24 protein-coding genes are annotated in these 22,420 nt (G+C 44.2%); 14 read left to right on the top strand and 10 right to left on the bottom strand.

Annotated elements, in window-relative coordinates:
- Positions 1-142: 142 nt before the first annotated feature.
- The 7 genes from R7D93_RS01035 (at position 143) to R7D93_RS01065 (ending at position 9,695) form a co-directional block, all read left to right on the top strand.
- Positions 143-511 carry a hypothetical protein gene (locus R7D93_RS01035; RefSeq protein WP_025998718.1) on the top strand — a complete coding sequence of 123 codons (369 nt, stop codon included), beginning with the start codon at positions 143-145 and terminating at the stop codon, positions 509-511.
- 9 nt (positions 512-520) lie between these two features.
- A complete protein-coding gene (locus R7D93_RS01040) occupies positions 521-1,870 on the top strand; it encodes an HlyD family type I secretion periplasmic adaptor subunit (protein WP_033906830.1) in 1,350 nt (449 codons plus the stop codon).
- 3 nt (positions 1,871-1,873) lie between these two features.
- Positions 1,874-4,105, top strand: a complete 2,232-nt coding sequence (locus R7D93_RS01045; RefSeq protein WP_225496287.1) for a response regulator — start codon at positions 1,874-1,876, stop codon at positions 4,103-4,105.
- Entirely contained in the window at positions 4,080-5,504 is a 1,425-nt protein-coding gene (locus R7D93_RS01050) for a TolC family protein (protein ID WP_225496289.1), read from the top strand. Before R7D93_RS01045 ends, R7D93_RS01050 begins: the two co-directional genes overlap by 26 nt.
- The gene (locus R7D93_RS01055; protein WP_213867813.1) at positions 5,494-7,080 is read left to right on the top strand and encodes an ATP-binding cassette domain-containing protein; all 1,587 of its coding nucleotides are present in this window, start codon (positions 5,494-5,496) and stop codon (positions 7,078-7,080) included. Before R7D93_RS01050 ends, R7D93_RS01055 begins: the two co-directional genes overlap by 11 nt.
- Entirely contained in the window at positions 7,077-9,215 is a 2,139-nt protein-coding gene (locus tag R7D93_RS01060) for an ATP-binding cassette domain-containing protein (protein WP_053809549.1), read from the top strand. Before R7D93_RS01055 ends, R7D93_RS01060 begins: the two co-directional genes overlap by 4 nt.
- A 105-nt stretch (positions 9,216-9,320) precedes the next feature.
- On the top strand, positions 9,321-9,695 hold the full coding sequence (locus R7D93_RS01065) for a hypothetical protein (RefSeq protein ID WP_064369162.1): 375 nt from the start codon (positions 9,321-9,323) through the stop codon (positions 9,693-9,695).
- 26 nt (positions 9,696-9,721) lie between these two features.
- On the opposite strand, the gene R7D93_RS01070 is transcribed toward R7D93_RS01065, so the two are convergent.
- From R7D93_RS01070 to R7D93_RS01080, 3 genes are all read right to left on the bottom strand, one after another.
- The gene (locus R7D93_RS01070) at positions 9,722-10,612 is read right to left on the bottom strand and encodes an RNA polymerase sigma factor RpoD/SigA (protein ID WP_213867814.1); all 891 of its coding nucleotides are present in this window, start codon (positions 10,610-10,612) and stop codon (positions 9,722-9,724) included.
- A gap of 333 nt (positions 10,613-10,945) precedes the next feature.
- Positions 10,946-12,388, bottom strand: a complete 1,443-nt coding sequence (locus tag R7D93_RS01075; protein ID WP_213867815.1) for a diguanylate cyclase domain-containing protein — start codon at positions 12,386-12,388, stop codon at positions 10,946-10,948.
- A gap of 239 nt (positions 12,389-12,627) precedes the next feature.
- A complete protein-coding gene (locus tag R7D93_RS01080) occupies positions 12,628-12,915 on the bottom strand; it encodes an alternative ribosome-rescue factor A (protein WP_017821594.1) in 288 nt (95 codons plus the stop codon).
- Between the two features lie 365 nt (positions 12,916-13,280).
- On the opposite strand from R7D93_RS01080, the gene R7D93_RS01085 reads away from it, so the two are divergent.
- The 4 genes from R7D93_RS01085 (at position 13,281) to R7D93_RS01100 (ending at position 15,125) form a co-directional block, all read left to right on the top strand.
- On the top strand, positions 13,281-13,490 hold the full coding sequence (locus R7D93_RS01085; protein WP_005375625.1) for a cold-shock protein: 210 nt from the start codon (positions 13,281-13,283) through the stop codon (positions 13,488-13,490).
- Positions 13,491-13,579: 89 nt separating this feature from the next.
- Entirely contained in the window at positions 13,580-14,125 is a 546-nt protein-coding gene (locus tag R7D93_RS01090; protein ID WP_005375627.1) for a YaeQ family protein, read from the top strand.
- Positions 14,112-14,654 (top strand): hypothetical protein, encoded by a 543-nt coding sequence (locus R7D93_RS01095; protein WP_005375629.1) that lies wholly within the window; start codon positions 14,112-14,114, stop codon positions 14,652-14,654. Before R7D93_RS01090 ends, R7D93_RS01095 begins: the two co-directional genes overlap by 14 nt.
- Before the next feature lie 111 nt (positions 14,655-14,765).
- Positions 14,766-15,125: a glutaredoxin family protein gene (locus R7D93_RS01100; protein ID WP_005375631.1), complete on the top strand. Its 360-nt coding sequence runs from the start codon at positions 14,766-14,768 to the stop codon at positions 15,123-15,125.
- A gap of 191 nt (positions 15,126-15,316) precedes the next feature.
- Here the strand turns inward: R7D93_RS01100 and R7D93_RS01105 are convergent, their stop codons facing one another.
- The gene (locus R7D93_RS01105) at positions 15,317-15,943 is read right to left on the bottom strand and encodes an OmpA family protein (protein WP_025768460.1); all 627 of its coding nucleotides are present in this window, start codon (positions 15,941-15,943) and stop codon (positions 15,317-15,319) included.
- Between the two features lie 282 nt (positions 15,944-16,225).
- Here R7D93_RS01105 and R7D93_RS01110 point away from each other — a divergent pair, with 282 nt between their 5' ends.
- Together R7D93_RS01110 and R7D93_RS01115 are read left to right on the top strand one after the other, a co-directional pair.
- Positions 16,226-16,858 (top strand): thiol:disulfide interchange protein DsbA/DsbL, encoded by a 633-nt coding sequence (locus tag R7D93_RS01110; protein ID WP_005375635.1) that lies wholly within the window; start codon positions 16,226-16,228, stop codon positions 16,856-16,858.
- A 13-nt stretch (positions 16,859-16,871) separates the two neighbouring features.
- Entirely contained in the window at positions 16,872-17,345 is a 474-nt protein-coding gene (locus tag R7D93_RS01115) for an FKBP-type peptidyl-prolyl cis-trans isomerase (RefSeq protein WP_005375638.1), read from the top strand.
- A gap of 82 nt (positions 17,346-17,427) precedes the next feature.
- Here R7D93_RS01115 and cyoE read toward each other — a convergent pair whose 3' ends face one another.
- The 4 genes from cyoE to R7D93_RS01135 are packed head-to-tail and all read right to left on the bottom strand — an operon-like array spanning position 17,428 to position 20,668.
- Positions 17,428-18,327: a heme o synthase gene (gene cyoE, locus R7D93_RS01120; RefSeq protein WP_005375639.1), complete on the bottom strand. Its 900-nt coding sequence runs from the start codon at positions 18,325-18,327 to the stop codon at positions 17,428-17,430.
- Positions 18,320-19,339 (bottom strand): COX15/CtaA family protein, encoded by a 1,020-nt coding sequence (locus tag R7D93_RS01125; RefSeq protein WP_086047292.1) that lies wholly within the window; start codon positions 19,337-19,339, stop codon positions 18,320-18,322. The genes cyoE and R7D93_RS01125 overlap by 8 nt, the downstream gene beginning before the upstream one ends.
- Before the next feature lie 11 nt (positions 19,340-19,350).
- A complete protein-coding gene (locus R7D93_RS01130; protein ID WP_086047291.1) occupies positions 19,351-19,887 on the bottom strand; it encodes a cytochrome oxidase biogenesis cluster protein in 537 nt (178 codons plus the stop codon).
- The gene (locus tag R7D93_RS01135) at positions 19,877-20,668 is read right to left on the bottom strand and encodes an SURF1 family protein (RefSeq protein WP_033906819.1); all 792 of its coding nucleotides are present in this window, start codon (positions 20,666-20,668) and stop codon (positions 19,877-19,879) included. The genes R7D93_RS01130 and R7D93_RS01135 overlap by 11 nt, the downstream gene beginning before the upstream one ends.
- Between R7D93_RS01135 and R7D93_RS01140 the strand changes: the two genes are divergently transcribed.
- Positions 20,667-20,903 (top strand): DUF2909 domain-containing protein, encoded by a 237-nt coding sequence (locus R7D93_RS01140; RefSeq protein ID WP_005375504.1) that lies wholly within the window; start codon positions 20,667-20,669, stop codon positions 20,901-20,903. The two genes, R7D93_RS01135 and R7D93_RS01140, sit on opposite strands and share 2 nt — an antisense overlap.
- Positions 20,904-20,927: 24 nt before the next feature.
- Here R7D93_RS01140 and R7D93_RS01145 read toward each other — a convergent pair whose 3' ends face one another.
- Both R7D93_RS01145 and R7D93_RS01150 read right to left on the bottom strand, forming a co-directional pair.
- Positions 20,928-21,812, bottom strand: a complete 885-nt coding sequence (locus R7D93_RS01145; protein WP_213903487.1) for a cytochrome c oxidase subunit 3 — start codon at positions 21,810-21,812, stop codon at positions 20,928-20,930.
- A 51-nt stretch (positions 21,813-21,863) separates the two neighbouring features.
- On the bottom strand, positions 21,864-22,403 hold the full coding sequence (locus tag R7D93_RS01150) for a cytochrome c oxidase assembly protein (RefSeq protein ID WP_225496291.1): 540 nt from the start codon (positions 22,401-22,403) through the stop codon (positions 21,864-21,866).
- Between the last annotated feature and the right edge of the window lie 17 nt (positions 22,404-22,420).

The following is a 22,420-nucleotide window of genomic DNA, read 5'->3' on the forward strand; positions in this document are numbered from 1 at the left end:
GGCAGTAAAGGACACCATTTTTAGAAACCAACTTTTTTATACAACTTTTTTCATACCTTTCGAGTTCCATAAAAACAAAAAAATTTGAAAACCCAGTATAAAGATCCTTACTTGTTGTCATTAAAGCAATTAGTGCGGTGGGATAATGATAAATATGACAAATCTGTTGCGCTCAGTCGACAACAGCCATAAAGGGCTGCAATTGCTATTAGGCGATTTTTACCAAGATTTCAGTGACGCAGGGATTGATATTGAGATGCTGCATAAACAAAACCGTTTTGAAGCACTCAGATGTTATTCAAAAAGACTAAAGACCATTCTCGTCTTGTTATGTGATGACGACTTACCACCAAAATTGGCAAAGATTGAACACTTAAACAAACACCATTTCCCTGCTCCTAATGAATTGATCGAGGACGTTAAAACCGAGCTTAACAACGTAAACAAACAAATTAGCCAGCTGTTAAAAATCGAAAATTCAATCGATAGCCGCACAGGTAGTGAATCGTAGGGGTGGCTCATGAGTAATAAGCAAATAGAACATCACCTCAAAAAGGCGCTCGTTTCGAACAACGAAGCTTCGAAGGTAACAGCAGACGATACAATCGTGCTAGCCAGTGCAATGACCAGCGTACACAAAACCTTGCTGGTTATCTTTTTGCTTTCCATGGTGGCTATCGCCGTGGCATCTCAGGCTCGTATCGACATTGTGGTGTCGGTGCGCGGTGAGCTATTGCTCGAATCTGACATCGAAAAAGTGCAACACCTTGAAGGCGGTATTCTAGAAGAAATGCTAGTGCGCAAAGGCGAAGTGGTTTATGAAGGTCAGCCTATTGCACGCCTTCGCTCTCTGGATAGAAACACTCAACTTGATACGGTAAACACAGAGATCATTCAGCTTGAGCTAGACAAGATTCGTTACGAAAGCCTGCGCGATATGGTGGAACCCGATTTTTCTGCCTACATCGAAAAGTACCCAGAATTAGTGCAAGTCAACATGAATACCTGGCAGCAAGAATTTTCTAAAAACCGTTCCAATGAAGAGTTGATCACTCACGATATCCAACATAAGAATTCGCTTATTGATTCAATGCTCAAGCGCCGTAAAAGCTCCGAGAACCAGCTCTCCTTGATACGCAAGCAGCTCAATATTAAGAACACCTTGTACAAAGAGGAAATGGCGTCTTACGTCGATGTTCTGAATATGCAGGTTCAAGAGTCAAACATGGTGCGTGAGATTGAAAACCTTGATGAGTCGGTCATGAATGAGCGCTTCCAACTCGACAAACTAGAGAAGCAGTACCGAGACTTGGTGGAGAATCGTAATGCCGAGTATCAAGCACAAATCATTCAAGCAAACAAGGACTTAAAGTTGAAACGTATATTACGTCCTCAACACTCAGATAAAGTGGATCGCCTCGTGGTTTACGCCCCTATTGACGGTGTAGTAGATAAAGTGCACTTCAACTTCCGCTCCGCTGTGATACCGCCAGGTGAAAGCATCGCGGACATTGCACCGATCAATAACGCCCTTCATGGAGAGGCGAAGATCCCGCGTAAAGACATGGGTTTTGTAGAAATCGGACAAGCGGTCAAAGTGAAGATGGATACCTACAACTTTGCCAAATACGGATTTTTGGAAGGTCGAATTGCATCGATCAGCCGTTCTTCTTATGAAGAAGAAGACGCTGAATTCTACCTCGCGGAAATCCAAATCAGTCAAAACTATCTAGAGCGCGGAGGCACACAATACAAGCTGTCCCCCTATATGGAGTTTACAGCAGATGTAAAAACAGGCTCACGCCGGGTTATCGAATACGCAGCGAAGCCGGTTATGTCGGCTATCGAAGACGCATTCGATGAGAGGTGATGGATGAGTAGCAAACCTTCTTACAATATTTCCGTTCCTGTTATGCGCCTAAGCATTGCTTTCAGCTTGATGCTGGCTGCCCTCGCCTTTTATTTGTATATCTCTTGGGAAAAAGTGGATTCAGTCGAGAAAGTGCAAAACGCGCCTCTGTTAGTTCAAGCTCAACAGCTCAACCAAACTATCGAGTTTGATATTCAAACGCTTCAACGCTGTTTAAGCGCACGTTATTGCAGTACAACAGAGCTTGATTTTGAGGTTCTGAAAGACGAAATTGACCAATTTAAGTCGCTCGCGTCACTCAACAAAACCGAGTTTAGCTTGGTGGGCGCGACCGAATACACGCAGCTTGAACTGGCAATCAATCGCTTCTCAGACAGCCAAAAAACACGCGACGATGTGTTGGCACTGTACCTCTCGCTCACCAATAACTACCTACAAATGGACGACAACTACCGGACCATATTTAACAACCATGCGAGCGACCTAATGATGGAGAAAAACGAGTTCTTCATTTGGTTGTTTGTGGTCGTTGTCGTACTGGTTGGTATCGCCGTTCTATCGAATTTAGTGGCGATCCTTAAACTGAGAAAATCCAGTTCAAATGAGCGCGATATTGACCAAGAATTTGATGGGCTGTATCAAGAGCTCAAACAACTGGATTTACAAAGGCTGGAAGAGTTGCTCAATGAAGTGAGCATCAATCCGAAGCAGCGTCAGATCTACTCTCACCTAAAACTGATTTTCAGCAAACTCGAAGAGCAAAAACGCAATAACGATCTCTACAAGCAACTCTATGCTCTGATTGGTTACGAGATTCGAGGCATCACCAACACCATTAACGGCGGCGTGCAATACCTCGTACAAGAGACCGATGAGAGCGGCGTGTTGATGGCGCAAGATATAACGTCGGCTGCCAATACCCTGTCTGAATTGGCAGAGAACTACAACCGACTCATTTCACAAGGAACTGAGAGCAAATCGAAAGAGTTTTCACTGCTTAATGTGCTGTCTGAATTGATGATTCACATCAGTTCCAAAGTGCAGCGAAATGAAGGTGAGCTAGACTGCTTTATCTCGGATAACCTACCAAACCGTGTTGAAGGACAATCCACCAGCTTATTCTGGGTGTTGTTCCTACAGTTATCGAATGCCATCCAACTCAAAGCCGATAAGAAACTGTTTGTCACCATTGAGTCAGGCGCGGCGTCAGACATTGAAAACACTCGCCTGACCATCAATCTAAACTTCTTAACCACACTGGATGTGCCGTTTGCCAAGCTCAATACCCTACACTGGAGCGACCATAAACAGCACACCGCAACCAAAGACGATTTGGCGAAAAGCGTACTGAAAGATTACGGCTATTACGAGAGCCATTGGTATCAATCGGGCAATCAGGAACGTTTTCAAATTCAGCTCGATTTAAAAGCCAAAAGCTTCCACACCGAAAAAACTCGCTTCGACAATAAGCGCCTATTACTGTGTGCCAACTCTCAGCTGCGCATTGATGTGATGAACAAAATGTTAGTCAACTTGGGCTTAGAGATTACGCCAATTCGAACTCCGAACGAACTCTTCTCTGCGGCAAAAACCTTTGGCGAATACGATGCCATCATGCTGACCGACACGTTCGAGCCAAACAAGCTGCCCTCACTGAGCAAAACGGTGAAATCGCAACTGCGCAATCACCCGAACACCAAGTTGTTGCTTTCAGTCACTAGCACTCAGCAAGCACAAGAGAGTCATACCTTTGTCGACAAGATTCTGAACTCCCCTGCGATTCCGTATGAGTTCATCCCTAACCTATTAGCAATCATGGAAGCGGAAGCCTCTGAAGAACAGATGGAGAACAGCTCATTCCTGATTGTGGAGGATGACCGTGTTCAACAGATTCTACTCAAACGTATTTTGAGCAAGCAAGAATACGAAGCCGACACCGTTGGCGATGGCGCAGACGCCGTTCAGCATTTCATGAATCAGCGCTCAGACATCATTTTTATGGACTGCATCATGCCGGGCATGGGCGGCATTGAAGCGACCAAACGCATTCGACAATACGAACAAGAGAGCGGACAGAACCCTTGCACCATTATAGGTGCGACAGCATTGACCAGCAGTAATGAACACCAAGCTTGTATCGAAGCTGGAATGGATTATGTGATCAGCAAACCTTATAAAAACGACGAAATCATCAAGGTGATCAACAAGTATGTTGCGGTACAGAAACTTAACTAGCTGCGTATTGGCAGCGCTTACATTGAGCAATGCTCCTTCGGCAATGGCGACCACCTTGCTTGAGGCGGTCAAGCTCGGCTTGGAAAACAATTTATCTCTGCGCGCTAGTGACAAAGGCGTAGAAGAAAACGAATACAACATCGACATTAGCCGTTCTAAGTTCCTGCCCTCTTTAAACGGTGCCGCTGATACCACGTGGAATGAAAACGAGACCATATTAACAGGAACACCGGATACACGTTCAAGCTACAATTCAAACAGCTACAGCGTGTCTTTATCGCAATCGGTGTTTAACCTTGGCGACATCTTCAAATACGGCACCGCGAAGCTGGATTTCAACATTGAGGAAATCAAACACGAGAACAAAATCCAGAGCACCATTTCTGAAATCGCGACGCAATATTTCGAATACCTCAAAAACAACGCGCAAATCAAAGCCACCCAAGTAGAACTTAAATCGTCTGAAACACGTGAGCGCCAAATGCGTCGCAACGTGGAACTTGGCAACACTGCGGCGAGCGAGTTGTATGAGGTAATTGCCCAGAAAGAAGGCATTGCCAATCGCTTAAGAACCTTAGAGAAAGACCGGCGCGTAATTTTGAACGGTTTAGAGATTCAAGTTCAATACCCAGTCACCCCATCACAAGACATCTACGAAAGTGTTCCCTTGGAGGAAATCAGCGAATCCGAACAACGCGCGATTCTTGAACAAGCTTTGAAGCTAAATAACGACTTATTGGTTGCGAAGAAGACCGTAGAGCGAAGCCGAAGAGGCTTGAAAGAAAGCGGTTCAAACTTTGTGCCGACCGTATCGCTCTCTGCCAGTTACCGTTACGACGATGCGAACAACTATGACCGAACCGACCCAACCGCAACAGGGGACAGTAACTCCACTAGCGTCGGTTTGAACTTGAATGTGCCGATTTTCTCCGGCGGTTCGGATTACTACGGTTATCAAAAATCGTCGACTGCCATCGAGCGAACCGAGCTGCTGTACCAAGATTCGTTGTTCACGACGCGCAATAGCGTTAACACCTCGGTACTCAACATTAACGACTTCTCCCGAGCTATTAGCAGTTACGAGAACATCATTCGTGCAAACTACGCCTCCTACAAAGGCATTCAGCGCGCCTACCAGCTTGGTACGCGAACCATTACCGACTTACTGGCAGCGGAAAGTAAACTGTTCAGCGCGCTACGTGATTACGAGAGCGCGCGTTATGACTACATCATTGAATCGATCAATCTTGAGCAAATCAAAGGCATGCTGTCGGTGCAATCCATCGAAAGCATCATGCAGTTAATGAGCGATATCGAAGGCAGAAGCAATCAAGACTTAGTTCCAAAACACCTTCTCTCCAAACCATCGATTAAGAAAGGAGGTCGCAATGCAAACTGAGCATTTTTCCCAGAAGATTAACTTTGCTGACAAGTGTTACCTGACTTTCTCGACGGTCATCTCGACGCTGTTTGGTTTAGTGCTGCCCTTTTCGATACTGATTATTTTTGACCGAGTTTTACCTAACCAAGCCAAAGACACGCTGTTTCTTCTGTTTGCCATTATCTTGATCACTATCTTCCTCGACTATCACTTAAAGAATCAGGAAGAGAAGATTTCGTCGGTGATCATGAAGCAATTCGAAACCAACTTAACCAACAAGGTGTTTCAATCCATCTGTTTGGCTGAGATATCGAAGTTTCGTCGCCTAGAACCCGGTGAATACTTAGAGCGTATTGCCACCATTCCAGAGATTAAATCCTTCTTTGGCGGAGAATCTGTACGGGCATTGATCAACCTTGCCGTCAGCATACTGACCATTCTGATTATCGGTCTGATCAACATTTGGGCGGGAGTGACTATCTTGCTCGCCTCCATCATTTTGGCGGTGTTCGCACTCAGTCTTTCCAAGCAAAAAATCAACAGCTTAGAAAACAAATCCGACATCGAAGGCTTAACTACTTCTAAAATCATCGAGATCATCTCTAGCCCACTCGATATCAAAGCGCGCAATATGGAATATCGCGTTGAGAGCCTCATGACACAAATGGTGGAAGAGCGTGAAGTCGAGAACATCAAATACGAGCAAATCGAATCGAACTTCAGCCTTATCTTGTCGCTCATACAACAGCTCTCCATTGCTTGTGTGGTGGTAGTTTTGGCAACGGCAGTTATCAACATGCAATCTAGCCAAGGCATCATGGCTGCCATCATCATGCTTACCAACCGCTACTTCGCGCCATACCAGCAAGTAATGCGCACGGTGAGTCGATGGGAGTTGAACAAGCTTCATATTCAACGTATCGCCGAGCTGCTTGAACTTGCTGCATCTGTAGAACAACAAAATGACACGACAGAAGTCGAGCGCATCTCGGTGAAGTATTCGGAAAAGCAACGCATCGAGTTTGAACGTGGTCAGGCTTACTTGCTAACAGGGAAAAGCGGCGCAGGCAAAACCCACCTCGCGAATTGCATTACGCGACAAAACACCGACGCCAAGCTCGATATCCAAATCAACGAGACACCATTGGATGACGTTAACTACAACGTCTGGCGTAATAGCGTGCTCATGGTCGACAAAACCAGTTCGTTCGTCGAAGGCACCATCATCGACAACTTGACTTGTTTCCGCCCGAGCTTAAATAACACGGCATTTGCGCTTTGCGAAACCATGAACATCAAGGCACAAATCGATGCCCTTCCCGCTGGTTTTTACACCGAGCTTAAAGGACATTTACGCAACCCATTCTCGCGCCAAGTCGCTTATGCCTTGTTGTTAGTGCGTGCCTTACTCGCGAACAAACGTGTGTTGATCTTCGACGACATCGACTGTGTTTATGATGACGACTTTGCTCGATTGGTTTTGACCAGCACCGCCTATCGCGCCAACGACAAAATACTCATCATCGTCAGCAATAAGATGGACAAACTCAATCATCGCCTCAAACGCGTCAAACTTACCGGAGGTGACCAATGAGTATTTTGGTTGATTTTAATAATGTCCCTCAGCGCTTGTTGGACTTTGAGGCTCGCAGTTATGATGAGCGATACAATCAGTCACCTTTGATTCGTGGTTTAGCTTACACCCTCATTGCGCTTGAATGGGAAGGCACGCCTTCTATCCTCAGTGACGCTTTTATCCCTAAACCAAAAGACAGCGACAGTTTTATAGCCACAATTGAACGCCTTGGTTACCGTTGTGACGTCACCAAATTAAAAACGTTGGAGCACATCGAGGGGCACCCTCATCCTTGTTTTATCGAGATAGAAAACCTCACTGCGATTTTCTTGGGCACCAAAGACGGCAAACTGATCCTGTTTGATTACACCAATAACAACACCATTGAATACCCGCTCTGCAAGAAGCCGTGCTTGTTGGTCTCGATCAGCGAATACTCCCGCTTATTCCGAGAACCGCCACCTGAATCTCAAGACCGCAGTAACTGGATTAAATACGCGTTTTATCGCTACAACAATGAACTCAAAAGCCTGATTATTCTCAGCTTCGTGGTCAGCATTCTCGGCGCACTCCAGCCCTTTTTTATTATGAGTGTGTACAACTTCGCCTTAACCTCTAGCTCGCAAGCCACGCTTTATTGGCTCACGTTATTTGCTGTGATTGTTGGGTTCTCGGAATACTTTTTCAAGAAAATGCGGGTCAACATCATCGCCACATCAGGAAAGGATTTGGCGGTGCATATTTCTCAAAACGTAATATCCAAACTGTTGTGGCTTCCTTATTCGATGACATCTACCGCTGGTGTCTCTTCTCAGTTAGCACGATTGAAGGACATCGACACTTTCCGCCGTTTGGTAACCGCAGAGTCAACATTAAGCTACTTCGACATGCCGTTTGTTATCGTATTCATTATTGCCATTGCTCTTATGTCTGGTACCGCAGCGCTAGTCGTTATGGCGGGGTTGATTCTAATGTTGGTGTTCTGTGTTTATTCTCGTTACATCTACTCGCAAGCCACGTCCAAGAGCTCTCGCGCCAACGCCATGGTTTCTTACCAATGGAATGAGATTCTTCGTGGTATAAAAACCATCCAAGGCTTGCCATTATTGCGTGTTATCCAGTCCCGCTTTAGCGCATCGCATTTACAAAGCACCAACGATGCAGAACATGTTTCAGTGACTAATAGCAGGGTTCAGGCAGCAGGCGGGAGTTTGATTCAGGTTATTGGTACCGCAAGTATCGTCGCGGCCGTTATCGGCGTGATGGACGGCACCTCCGATGCAGGTGCAATGCTTGCTACCGTAATTTTAGTCTGGAAGGCGTTGGGGCCTATTATGGGCATCTACAACTCTATTTCTAAGTTCCAATCCATTAAGGCGTCTTCTGCGCAAATCAACAACCTTATGGCGATGAATGACGATAAGCTAACGTTAGAGAAAAGCCCCCCTATTCGCCTCTTTCAAGGTAGTATCGTCGGCTCTGGTGTGAGCCATCGTTATAGTGGTGCGGCAACAGGCTTAACTAATCTTGGTTTTAAAATTCCACCGGGCGCAAAAGTCGTGATTTGTGGACCAACAGGTTGCGGTAAAACGACGCTCATCTCTATTATCGCTGGGCTAGAGGAACGCTATCAAGGCTCAGTTTCGGTGGACGGTTATAACATCAAACAGTTCAACAGTTACCGCTATCGAACCTCGATTAACTACATCCCGTTTAACCTGCATATTTTTGAAGGCTCCTTGGAGACTAACTTCATCTTGCATAATGGATTAATCCCAACAGAAAAAATGCGTGAAATGGTGAGTTTCTTTGAGCTCGATACATGGTTACCACAAGGCCTGGACACTCAATTGAGCGTTGATATCTGTAAAAGTTTACCAAATGGTATTCAACAAAGACTGCGGCTCGCATTAGGGCTAGGCAACTGCGAACAATCTTTGATTATCATTGACGAGCCATTTAATGGTGCAGAGCAAGAAAACTCCCACTATTTCAAGCGGTTATTTAGCGACAAACTACTCAATAAGACCGTTATTTTCTCAACGAATGATCCGGGCATGATCTCTACATCCAATATGAGCTTAGTCTTGGAGCCAGATGGCAACCTGAAGTATTTCGGGTTAACCGATAAGTACTTAAAAAGTCTAAGTTAAGTTCGGAATGTGGTGTGGTTCATCATTCATACTTGAGCACGGTCATTGACAAAAATGTAAACGATGAGACTATTTACTCTGTAAGCGCGTACACTAAGGAATCCGATGTATACATTTGTTGCAGACAAATTGGATGTGGTTTATTTATCAACAATACCAGAAAACTACCATTTACAAGACTTCGACGTGCCTGAAGAAGAACTCGAAATTCGTGAAATTGTAGAGGTATGGTATGAGTGTGCGTTTCTTCCTGACTTTAACCTTCAACACATCGACATCGAAAACAAAACCGCATTGGTCGAGACACAAGCGCGAGTCGTAAACAACTACACAAGTACGCTCGCTTTTTTACTCAAAAGTCGTACTTATCGTGCAGCACTTAACCGATTATTGAGTGTATGGAGATTGGAGGCAGCAGCTAAAGCACAGCTTGAGCTGCTGTTACTTACGGAAGAACAGAGTAGCAAGCCAGTAAATTAATCGGCTAGGATAAGGGGCTAAAAATCTTAAACCCAACCATCGAATCGGAGACGTTTCTGCACGCGTTCAACCGCCTCTATCTGCATCTGACGAACACGCTCGTTAGATACGTTTAATAACAGGCCTATTTCCGACAAGGTTTTCACTCTCTGGTCAAATAATCCGAATCGATGGATCAAGACTTTCTGCAACTTAATTGGCAAAGTTTTAATAATATTTTCAATAGCTTGAGTAAAGCACTGGTTTTCACAGTCTTGTTGTGGATCTGGCGTATACTCACTTTCACACAGTTCAAGAACAAATGGAACACGATGTAGGTCCGCAGTGGTCGATACATCAATAAAACCACTTAGAGCAACAAGTTCATCTATACGTTCTGCTTTCACCCCTGAGCAGCGTGAGAGTTCAGAAATAGACAACTCCTTGCTCTCACTTTTTGACGCATCGAGCTTTTTTAAAGCCAGGCTATTTATCTCTTTGCACACATGAGCAGGTAAACGTACCGTGCGGCCATTGTTCATTAATGCCGCTTCTATATTCTCGCGAATCCACCATACCGCATAAGTAGAAAAACGGTAGCCTGGCTCAGGATCGAACTTATCGACCGCTTTTATCAAACCAATGTTACCTTCTTCTATTAAATCGAGCAGAGTAAAGTTATTACCTGGCCGTTTGAGGTAACCTTTTGCGATTTTCACAACAAGTCGAAGATTAGACTCAATCAACATTTCGCGCGCTTCTTTATCACCAGCTCGATTAAGTTTGGCGTAATGCAACTCCTCTTCACGAGACAACAAATCAATCCCCACAATATCTTTGAGATAGTGAGCATAAGGGTCTTTCCCAACTGACAACGATTCTTTCATTGACAGTTCATCCGTGACAGCTCGGAACCTAGCAAAGCATTCGTTGTTCATTCCCCGTCCTTCTCAAGCCAACTTATTTCTTATCTTCTTTAATTGTTTTTGTACAACACTGTATGCATCATACTTTATATGCATTACTTTACACTGAGTGTAGACAGGGGTTCTGATCTTTACCAAGAAATCACTTATCACTTTAAAACAATTACTGCTTCTATGATAAAAACGTGAGCAGGTGGGGGGTTATATATATGAAAGTGATAGTATTTGTACGCAAATTGGCCTCAAAGAAAACAACGCAACGTGATCGTCAACGCTTACCACGTTACTCTGACTAAAACTTTGAGGCTTGAGGATGGTTTGAAGTATCAGTTGAATTAGCGAGTTCTAATTCACTTGACGAAGCGCAGGTTGAAGCTGACAGTCTGTTATAACTTGGAAAACTGCACGATTCTTTCCTTCAGACTTACCTTGATACATCAACTCGTCAGCATCTTGCAAGCTCACGATGTGGGTAAACTCAGGATAGTAAGCACAGCCCAAACTGATACTCAAATGAATTGCTTGTCCGCCCAGTATAACAGGCTGATCGTAAACGGCTTTACAAAGCATATTGGAAAAATTGAGCGCTTCTCGCTCTGACAGAGACGACGTAACGAGTGCGAACTCTTCTCCTCCAATTCTCGCCAATGTCATTCGGTCATCAGTCATCGACTTAGCGGCTTCTGCGATGGCAACTATTGCTCGGTCTCCAGCAAGGTGGCCATATCGATCATTGATTGATTTAAAATCATCAATATCAAACACCATCACCGTTAAGTTTCGCTTCAAATGATTCAGTAGCGCCAATTGCTCAATCAGGTGTCTACGGTTGTATAGCTTTGTGAGAGAATCCGTCAACGTCATCTCCAGCAATTGCTGATTGGCAATCGTTAATTGCCTTGTCCGAAGAGCAACCATACGTTTGAGGGCAAAAATATGATAAAGCGTTGCAATCGCCATAATGAAAATAGCAATAGGGAAAAGATAAAGTGGATAAACCGTTTTCACCACACTCCAACGGGTGAGGATCCGCTCACGATCCGTATCGATGACTTTTTCAAACGCTCTTGATACCTCTAAAATGGAAGTTGCACTGTGCATTCCTGCTGCAATCCGAAGATCTTTACTATATAAGCTAATTGTCGGGACAAACATACCCGCTCCCGGCGTGGTTGCCATATAAAAGTTAGCAACTTGCAGGTCTGCAACAAAGTACAGCACCTTTTTATCGACGGCGGCTTGTATCATCGAATCATTGTTAATGTATTCTGCGATAGGTGCATTCGGATAATTCGTCTGAACAAACTCAGACTCGTAACTTCCTTTAACAACGCCAATTGGCAGCGTCATTTCGCCAGTTAAAACACTCCTGATATCAACCGAAAGTACATCTTTATTTACGTACAATTTGGTTTGGATAGGCATTATGACGGCGCCAAAGTCCATATACTTCGCTCTTTCGGGCGAGTAGACAAGTCCTCCGTGAAAGTCAGCCTTACCCTCTTTTACGGCTTGCAAAGAAGCATCCCAATCCAAAAGGAGAAACTGAACGTCAATTTGGTTGTTCGCCGCGTACTCTTTCCAAAAGTCGATTAAAATACCTTTAGGTTCACCATCTGGGCTAAGGTAAGAGAACGGCTTCCACGCTTTGGAGTTAGCAACAATTAAAGAATGAGACTCTGATTTGTGCGCATGCGCCATCGGACAAATGGACAGCCACAGTAGTAATAAAGAAGCACACGCTTTTTTACATTTGCAACCATAAGTACCATAACTCGTCGATGACATACCTACTTCTCACCAGTCTTTTTAAACCATAATCTCGGCTGTTTGATTAGACTAAAGATATAGTAGAGTTGCATAATACAGGAAGTGACGCTTATTGATATGAATCTAACTTAGTAAGTTTTAGTACTTAATTGGTACTTTCAACGCTTGGTTCGCTGAAGCAGTTGAAGCAGTTGAAGCAGTTGAAGCAGTTGAAGCAGTTGAAGCAGTTGAAGCAGTACATGATAAATTAGGAAAACTTATCTGGTACTAAAAAATTGAATATCATCAGTTTTGCAAACACCTAGTACCAATAAAAAAGCCCTATTCAAAATCCACCTTGGGGAGAACTTTGAATAGGGCTCTTTGCCTCTATGCTTCATTTTACGGCTGAAGCTACCTTTACCTTTTTTCGCTTTAACGACTCGTGTTTGGAACAGCTGACTGGTAACAACCGCTTTTAACGCGTTGTCTTTGATTTCACCTCTGCCGAAGTCGGTCTCATGTTGTGAGCCACTCGGTTGAGGACTGATTTTACGCTTTGCCATAAATCCTCCTTAATGGTCGAACCAGATTGGACAATAATTATATAAATAAGTCAAATTTATAGATTTAGTTGAATTTTATGCTAAAAAACTTCACATCACCGTCATTTATTTGAAATTTAATCAAAAACATGCTGGTTAAATAGTGACTAAATACAAATATTTGTCCATAAAGCACTAATATATGTTGACTCTTCGTGGAATTAACCTAGACTCAAACACGGCTAGAAAGAAAGTTCTTTGTTTTCACATTTCGTTGGATTACTTGTAACCCGTCGTCCTGTGGTACGCAATAGCAATTTATTTTTCCACGCTATAAGCGCCGTTGAGGCGAAAGATTACATTATTTAGATATTTAGGAAATAGACATGTCTAACACAGCTACTGGCACAGTTAAGTGGTTCAACGAAACTAAAGGCTTCGGTTTCATTCAACAAGAAAACGGCCCTGACGTATTTGCTCACTTCTCTGCAATCACTGGTGACGGCTTCCGTACTCTAGTTGAAGGCCAGAAAGTAGAATTTGTTATCTCTCAAGGTCAAAAAGGCCCTCAAGCAGAGCAAATCAAAGTACTTTAATTCTTAAAGAATTTGATACGATAGCCAGCTTTTAAAGCTGGCTATTTTTTTGCCTAAAACTTATTTTGCCAACAAAACGATATAAATCTATGGCTCTTAAACCAACCATTTACAAATTTCGTATCGCCATTTCCGATATGAATAATGACTATTACGATTCTAAAAATCTAACTATCGCCCTTCACCCTTCTGAAAAGCCGCAACGAATGTTGGCTCGCATTCTAGCTTACTGTTTAAATGCTCAAAGCAATCTAGAGTTTACAAAAGGACTCTCTACGATTGAAGAGCCTGATTTATGGCATGTTGGCGATGATCAAAGCATTACTCACTGGATTGAAATTGGCGAACCAGAACCAGACAGAATTAAGAAAGCTTCTCGCCTCGCAAAGCATGTAAAAGTTTACACTTATAACACCAAAGCGGCTGTCTGGTGGGACAAAATGTCAGGAAAGTTCTCAATGCTTCCCGTCAACGTAGAGAGCTTTGACTATGACGCTATCGACTTGATTTGTCAGCACCTTGACCGAGGTACTAGCCTTTCTGTTATGATTACTGGCAGCTCAATTTTTGTTGATATCAATGATCAACATATCGAAGTAACGGTGAAGGAACTAAAAAACCATGACGTCTCTTAGTGAACTGAGTCAAGAGATGGGATTTGAAGAAATCCCCTTTGTTAAAGAACATAAAGCAGCAAAGCGACGTTGGTTAAAAGAACAGTCACAACTATTTACAAAAGTTTGTGAGAACAAACCCACAACAGCACCTACTCTTCACCTGCTTGGCCTTTTGACCAAATCACATATTGAAGCAAGTGCTAACTACGAGCAACATGCTCACTCTACCCAGCGTATGCAGCAAGTTCTGACTGACTCCTTGGGTAATGAGCACGCGGATAAGTTTACTAACCAATCTGCTGAAGACCTAATCTTAGTCACCCACCTTTGGTTATACACGCAAGGCTATTTAAATATGGATTTCAGCTTGGCGCACGATCATGCCGAGCAGACTCAAAATACATTGCAGCATGAGCTTGTCATAAAACGCATGGACGTTGATGCATTCAGAACCGAACTCATGCAAAGTTTTTATCAAGGTAAAGAAGCCCGTCCGGCTTCAGCAAGTGGCTTTTGGGGTTGGTTTAAACGTCTATTTTCCGCATAAAATACATGGTTTTATCCATTTCAAACAACTGATAGACTTCACGTTCAGTGCAACAAGCATCATGATTGCATTCTTAAAGGACAATTACCCAATGAACATCAAGGGATCATTATGAAGTTTATCCGTTGGATTTTAGGCAAGGTTATCTTATTGCTGAACGCGGTGTTCTCACCTCGTGGTATTAAGCGCACCGCAGAAGAACAGCAACGTATTGATGAAAAAGCGAAACAATACGCACTTTACCAATTTGAAGCCTGCCCTTTTTGCGTAAAGGTCCGCCGTGCAATGAAGCGTCAATCGGTGAACATTGAGCTACGTGATGCAAAAAATAACCCGACTCATCGAGCTGAACTAGAGCAAGGTGGTGGGCGAGTTAAAGTCCCTTGTCTTCGTATCGAAAAAGATGGCGAGACACAGTGGTTATACGAGTCATCTGACATCGTCGCTTACGTTGAAAAAGAATTTGCCTAAGTTCCCCCTATGAACATTGGCGGATGTAAAAGAGGCACCTAACGGTGCCTCTTTTCTATTTTTTCTAGCTAAATGTTGCCGTGCGAGCTTTCCTTATTCAGTCTTCTTGCTCAACTCCGAACTTAAACTCCACTAAGCAAATAACGGGTATGCGAGAACAACACAACGAAGATTACCGCCTAACGTCTGCGTTATTCATCCACGATCAATGTTAGCTCTACGCGCCGATTGCAAGCTTTACCACTCGCTGTCGCATTGCTGCACTTCGGTACATACTCTCCGAAGCCTCTAGAAAACACTCGTTGACGTGGAATACTCGTCGCCAATAGTTGTTTTTCTACTTCACGAGCTCGCTTTTCAGATAGCGTGTCATTGAAGCTTTCAGCTCCCGTGCTATCCGCATGACCATCAATCACGACATCAACATCAGTTCTTCCAGCCAGATAGTGACCAATGTTTCGAATCCAGTCTTGAGATTGAGCAGATAACCGTGCAGAACCCGTTTGAAAATGCACTTGCTCTTTCAAACGTATCATCAGGTGACCACCACTGAGCGTCTCGTGAGGAATGTTATGCCTGCTCAGGAACATTTCCAGAGAGGTCACGTTTTGCGACTTTTTTACTGACGCCCTCGCCGTTTGATATGAACGAGGGGAAGAAGCCACATTGGATGCGCTCGGGTATCCCCACTCTGGGTGTCTCAGCTCAGTGTTTGATTTAGGAGCTGTATCTAAAATGTTCCCACCAGGGACCATATCTTGATCGAGGCTGCTGCACCCGGCCAGAATGCCACAAACAATTAAAAACCAATGCTTCATACCATTACCAACGTAGAAAAACTCTTGTTCATTGTGTCGACAAAACACGCCGAATCTTTAGCGCTTTTGTCCACCGACTGGTTTGTCTATGCAGCGTTCATGCCACTGGAGTCAATGCAAAATCATCTCTCAAATAAAACGCAACACTAAAATACCCTACCCTTACAGTCCATACGTCAGGCAAAGTCTGTTACCAATGGTCTCACTTTATTGTTATTTAATGGTTTTAGTCACTATCGTTAACCGATAAACTAACGCAAATTTCTCATTTAGAGCACTACTATGTTAAAAACCATATCGAAAGGCTTTGCTGTTGTTGTTGCCGTAATGGCTTTGTCGGCATGCGATAGCGGCAAGAGTCAGCCTCAGCAAGGCAAACAATACGAAGTTTTGCCAGTATCCCTTGAAGAATATGATTTAGCTCCCCTGACTGAAGCATTCTCTTTAACTTGTGGCCACTGCCGCTCAATGGAAGAGTTTGTCCCTCAAATTGAATCATTGACCGATCAAAGCGTTGAAAAAATGCATGTAACGTTCAATGAAAGTGCACAAGTGAGCGCCATCATCTTCTATACTGCCGTAATGCAGCTTGAATCAACACCAGATAAAGCGTTTATGGCGGATCTTTTTACTGCTGTGCAAATGGGTGCCGATGCAACGGCTGAGGAACGCCAAATCGCCGTAGAGAAAGCCTTTGAGTCTCGCAACCTTATCAGCCCTTACCATTTAGATGAAGCACAGCAAAAAACGCTGTTTGAGTACATCACTAAGGCAGAAGCGATCACGACTCGCGGCCAAATTAACTCCGTTCCAGCCTTTATCGTAAACGGAAAATATCAAGTGATTACTGGTGGTCATGACAGCGTTGAAGCCATGGCAGAAACCATCAACTTTTTGCTAAAACAACCTAAATAGACAAGGAGATTACGTGTCTAAATTTTTGTTTCCTCTTATTATTTTTATTTTGGCGGGCTTTTTCATTTACCGTACTTGGACAAACCATAAAGTAGCGGATGAAAACTTTGCCAAAGGCCAAGCATTCTTACTAGAAAATGCGAAAAAAGAAGGCGTTATCACAACAGAAAGTGGCCTTCAATACATGGTTCTTGAAAAAGGCGAAGGTGAGGTTCACCCAACTGCAACAAGTAAAGTAAAAGTACACTACCACGGCACCTTGATTGATGGAACGGTATTCGATAGCTCTGTTAATCGTGGTGAGCCGATTTCATTTGGTCTTAACCAAGTCATTAAAGGCTGGCAAGAAGGTCTACAATACATGGTAGAAGGTGAGAAAATCCGCCTTTTCGTACCAAGCACGCTTGGCTATGGTAAGAGTGGCTCTGGCCCAATTCCACCAGCAAGTGTTTTGATCTTTGATGTTGAACTGCTAGAAATTCAATAAATCTAGAAAGCTTTGTCTTAAAGCCAAAGTATCAAAACCAAAAACGCCGCGAACCACGCGGCGTTTTCTGTTTTAAGAGAGGTTAAAAACCAATATAGTGATCCGAAAGCAATGCAATGAACAACGCCAAAAGATGATAGATAGAGAATTTAAACGTCTCCATCGCGGTATTTGGCTCTGGTGCATATTTTAGCTTCCATGCATGGTACATAAAGCCAACATTGAGTAGTAGCGAGGCAAAAAGATACACCACGCCGACCATGCCAACCAAAACCGGTAGAACACAAACCAAAGTCAATAGCACCGTATACAACAGAATAGAAGTTTTGGTGTACTCAATGCCGTGTGTCACTGGCAGCATGGGAATATCTACCTTGCGGTAATCCTCGACACGATGAATAGCGAGAGCCCAAAAATGTGGTGGCGTCCAGATAAAAATGATCATCACGAGCAGCCAAGCATTCGCATGTAATTGCCCTGTTACAGCAGTCCAACCGAGAAGAGGCGGCATCGCACCGGCAATCCCTGCAATGACGATATTTTGGGGCGTAGCACGTTTGAGGTACATTGTGTATACCATCGCATAGCCGAGCAAACTCATCAAAGTCAACCATGCCGTCAGCGGGTTGACCATCGCATATAGAAGTACAAACCCTAAGACACCTAAAACTGTAGCGAAGGCTATCACCGATGATGGCTTAGTCTCACCCGATGGCAATGGTCGTTTGTGTGTGCGTGCCATTCTCGCATCAATTCGGCGGTCAATTAGATGATTAAACGCTGCCGCAGACCCGGCCATCAGACCAATCCCCGTTAGGCCAACTACCGCCTGCAACCAGGGGAAATCATCAACCGGGGCTAAGCTCATCCCTACTACTGCCGTCACCAACATTAACGCCACCACTTTAGGTTTCGTTAACTTCAAATAAACGGAACTTAGTCGCTTTCGCCCATTTAACGACAGCGCGATTTCTTTACTCATAGCGAACTCCTTTCGCGGTGTAATTCCAAGCCGTTTTACCCTGCCACAAGTAAAACTGACTAACACAAACGAGACTCAACATAACAGCGGCACCAAGGTTGTGCGCCACCGCGACATAGATAGGAAGTTGAAATACTACGTTGCTTACACCCAGCATAATTTGGCACACCAGAGTGAATAACAACCACCCTCCGATTCTCTGTGAATGATGAGAATCTTGCCTCATAAGCCCAATACTATAAGCCAATACCACGGTGGCGGTAACAATAGCGCCTATACGATGAGTGACGTGTATAGTCATTCTTGCCGGATACTCCAAAACACCAAATTCATAATTCTCGAATCCAGTTTGCCAGAAAGAAAACGCTTCTTTCCATGAGAGATGGCTCATCCAGTCTCCCTCACAAATCGGCAGTGTGGTACACATCAGCGCAGCATAATTTGACGAAGTCCATCCTCCAAGGAGCACTTGCACCAAAACAACCAGAAAAACCAACAATGAAAAGCCTCTCAGAGAGCTAGAAGATGGAGAGAAATAGAGATTGTTTTGCGCTTTTAATTGGCAGTAAAAAATCGCCTGTAACGCCAATAAAACAAAACCACCGAGCAAGTGAAGCATCACGATGACGGGCATTAATTTAAGAGTAACTGTCCACATTCCCAAAAGTGCCTGCCCAATCACCAATACGCTTAGCAACATCGGAATGATTGAATTTACACGCTCAGACCTTACTGATATTGCAGCCATCGCAAAAATGACTAAACCTAACGTTCCTGCAAAATAGCGATGAATCATCTCAAGCCATGCTTTCTCATGCTCTACTGCCCGCTCGGGGAAGTTCAGGTTAGCACGTATGACGTCTTCTTCTTGATGCGGCACAGAAAAGTGCCCATAACAACCAGGCCAATCCGGGCAACCTAACCCTGCATCTGAAAGGCGAGTATATGCCCCTAACATGATCACCACGAGAGTTAGCAGCAAACTGAATCTAACCAACTGAATTAATTTCATATGCACTTCCTCTAACCGACTCGTGACAATTTTAAGAGCTTGCGTAAGTCCACCAACATACCTTTATTCAATAGGACTAAGTCCTCATTTGGTTTCGGCGAGTAAGACATCACCAGTTGCCCAAGAGGATCAACGATCAACATTTGCCCAGGTTTCACTTTTGCGGTAACCAATTCATTCATTTGCATCGCTAACATCGATACTTCTATGGGATCTGAATGCTCAGTCTGCCAAACGACTGGCACTACTCGCTCTTGATACTTACCTAAAGCAACATGGCTTTGCTGAAGCAGGTAAAGCTGCTGTTTACACTCTTCAGTGCATTCGTTAGGCAATACATAAGCGAGTTGCCAACCATGGTCTTTGAGAGGTGACTCTTGACCAAGTTGCTCTAACGTCGTGTATGGTTCGACTAACTCGCCTCTATTGGTCACTCCGCTTTGATACCACCCTTGTGTGAGAATGACTTTTGCAATGACAGCGGGAAGCGCGAACGTACAAACCAGCGCAATCAACATTAGTCGTCCTTTGGTTACTTTAGATGTCATGCTTCACCTCCATGTGACGCAACTTTTTTTGCCAACGAACAAAAACAATTAAAGTCAGTAATAAGAAAACACCTGCCATCGAAAACCATTGAATCGAATAGCCAAAATGTTTGGCACTATTGAGTGGCAATGGATTCCAAGGAAAGTCATAGGGCCAACGAGTTAAATTGTCTGGCTGCAAGACTGCGGGCATAAGTTCAATATTCAGTAGCTGATTCAATTGCGCGATGTTTAGGTTTTGCACGCGAATAACATCGCCAACTTCCGGCATTAACTCTGAGCTCAGTGGATTAGTAGATTTTCGGTACAGGCGTCCTGTGATGAAAGTCGAATTATCGAGTTTGGTGACCGTTGGTAACACTGAGCGTTCTGCTCTTCCCTCGACAAAACCAAGCTCCAATAACGCATAGGCACTAGGCTCATCGCTCGTCAATACAATCTGAAATGCTAAATATCCCACACTGCCTTGATGCGTTTGGTTGTCTAACAAAATTACGGGAAACGCCTGAGGAACAACATTAACTTCCACTTTTTTCCCGAGGATACTTTCCTCTCGCCAGTCGTTGTCTTCAAGAACGACGCTTAGTGCTCGGTACGCACTATCCGCACGCGCGAGAATGGCTTGTTCCAATGCTTGTTTTTCTTGCCCTCTCTCAAACTGCCAAAAACCCAGTTTGACCAAAAGAGAAAACACAACCACAGTTAAACCAACTGCAACCCAAAACCGTTTCGATAGCCATAATTGTCTTGATAACAACAATGATGAAACCGGAGGTGCCATGTCCACCGTATTTCTATTCAAACTGACGCTTGTCCTTTTGCTGCTTTTCATTATCTTCAACCTCGCAAAAGCGCTTATCGAAATGGTTCGTGAAGACCCAGATAATCCTGAAAAAAGAGACAAACCCATGAGTCATTACTTAGGCCGTCGAGTCATGTTCTCCGCTTTGGTGGTCGTCCTTTTGCTTATTGCGCTCAGCTCGGGTTGGCTAGCACCAAACCCTCGCCCTTATTAGTCGGACCAAGAGTTCACAATGAGCCTAAAGTACGTAAACAAACACAAACAGACATAACCAAACCACATCCACGAAATGCCAATACCAGCTGCCCGCTTGAAAGGCAAAATGGTTCTTTGGCGAAAAGTGATCTTTAGCGATTCTGAACAGCAGCACGATTAAGAAGATAGTCCCAAGACAAACGTGTAAACCGTGGAATCCCGTCAACATGAAGAACGTGTTACCGTAAATACCGGACTGCAACGTGAGCCCTATGTCTTGATAAGCATGAACATACTCAACCGCTTGGTAATATAGGAAAAAGCCAGCAAGTACGATGGTTATCTCTAACCAAACAATCAGTGCCGTTCTTTTGTCTTGTTCAAGGCTTATATGCGCCATATGTAGCGTAATAGACGACAATAGCAGCAAGATAGTATTGGTAAGGGGTATGCCCTGCCACGGCATAGCTTGTGTTGTTTCTCCCCCCGGTGTCAGTGTGAGTGGCCACATCGCTTCGAAGGTTGGCCACAGGACTTCGTTGGTCATGAAGTTATTATCTGCCCCACCTAACCAAGGCACAGAAATCATTCTGGCGTAAAACAAGGCACCAAAAAAGGCACCAAAAAACATCACTTCAGAAAAGATAAACCAGCTCATTCCTTGGCGAAAAGAACGAGTAATTTGCGAGCTGTATTTTCCACTCAGTGATTCAGTAATCACATTACTAAACCAACCAGCCAACATGTAAAGCAAGAACAAGAAGCCCACCGCTAGCACAATGCCACCAATGGTTCCCACTGCACTGTCACTTTGTGTCCCCTGGACGGTCATGCCTGCGCCAACAGCCACTAAAAACAGAGCAAATGCACCGATGATCGGCCAGCTACTTTGAGCGGGAACATAATATGTTCCTGGCTTGTTACTCATAATTTTTCTCCTTACTGACCAACCTTGGTCTGTATCTCTCTCCCTGAGTGGCTAAGAGCCTGTAGGAGGGGGAAGTTTATAGAGTGTGTAAGACAGCGTTAACGTGTGTATAGACTCCGGCAAGTCCGGTTCGATATAAAAAATCAACGGCATTTGAGCTTGCTGTTTACCATCCAGGGGCTGCTGGTTAAAACAAAAACACTCAATCTTGTTGAAGTAAGCAGCTCCAGTCCCGGGAGAAACAGAAGGAACGGCTTGCCCCACCAACTTCTGCCCGCTTTCATTAAATGCAAGGTATTCGGTTTGCACGACTTCACCTGGGTGAACATCCATCGAAATCACTTTGGGTCTAAACTCCCAAGGCATATCTGGGCTGACATGCGCCATAAACTCCACGCGAATAGTTCGGCTCATGTCCGGTTGCATACCTGTCGGTTGAATGACGGCCACTTCACTTGTCTTTCCATTGATTCCCAGTGCGTCGCACATCACGTCATAAAGTGGGACCAGTGCATAGCCGAAGCCAAACATTAACAGGGTCGCCAAAAGTAACTTCACTGTGAGCTTCTTGTTTGATGGATTCGGTTTCATGTCACTCACCCCACTTG

Origin of the sequence: Vibrio sp. YT-15, assembly GCF_033337445.1 — a bacterium.
Lineage (GTDB): Bacteria > Pseudomonadota > Gammaproteobacteria > Enterobacterales > Vibrionaceae > Vibrio > Vibrio alginolyticus.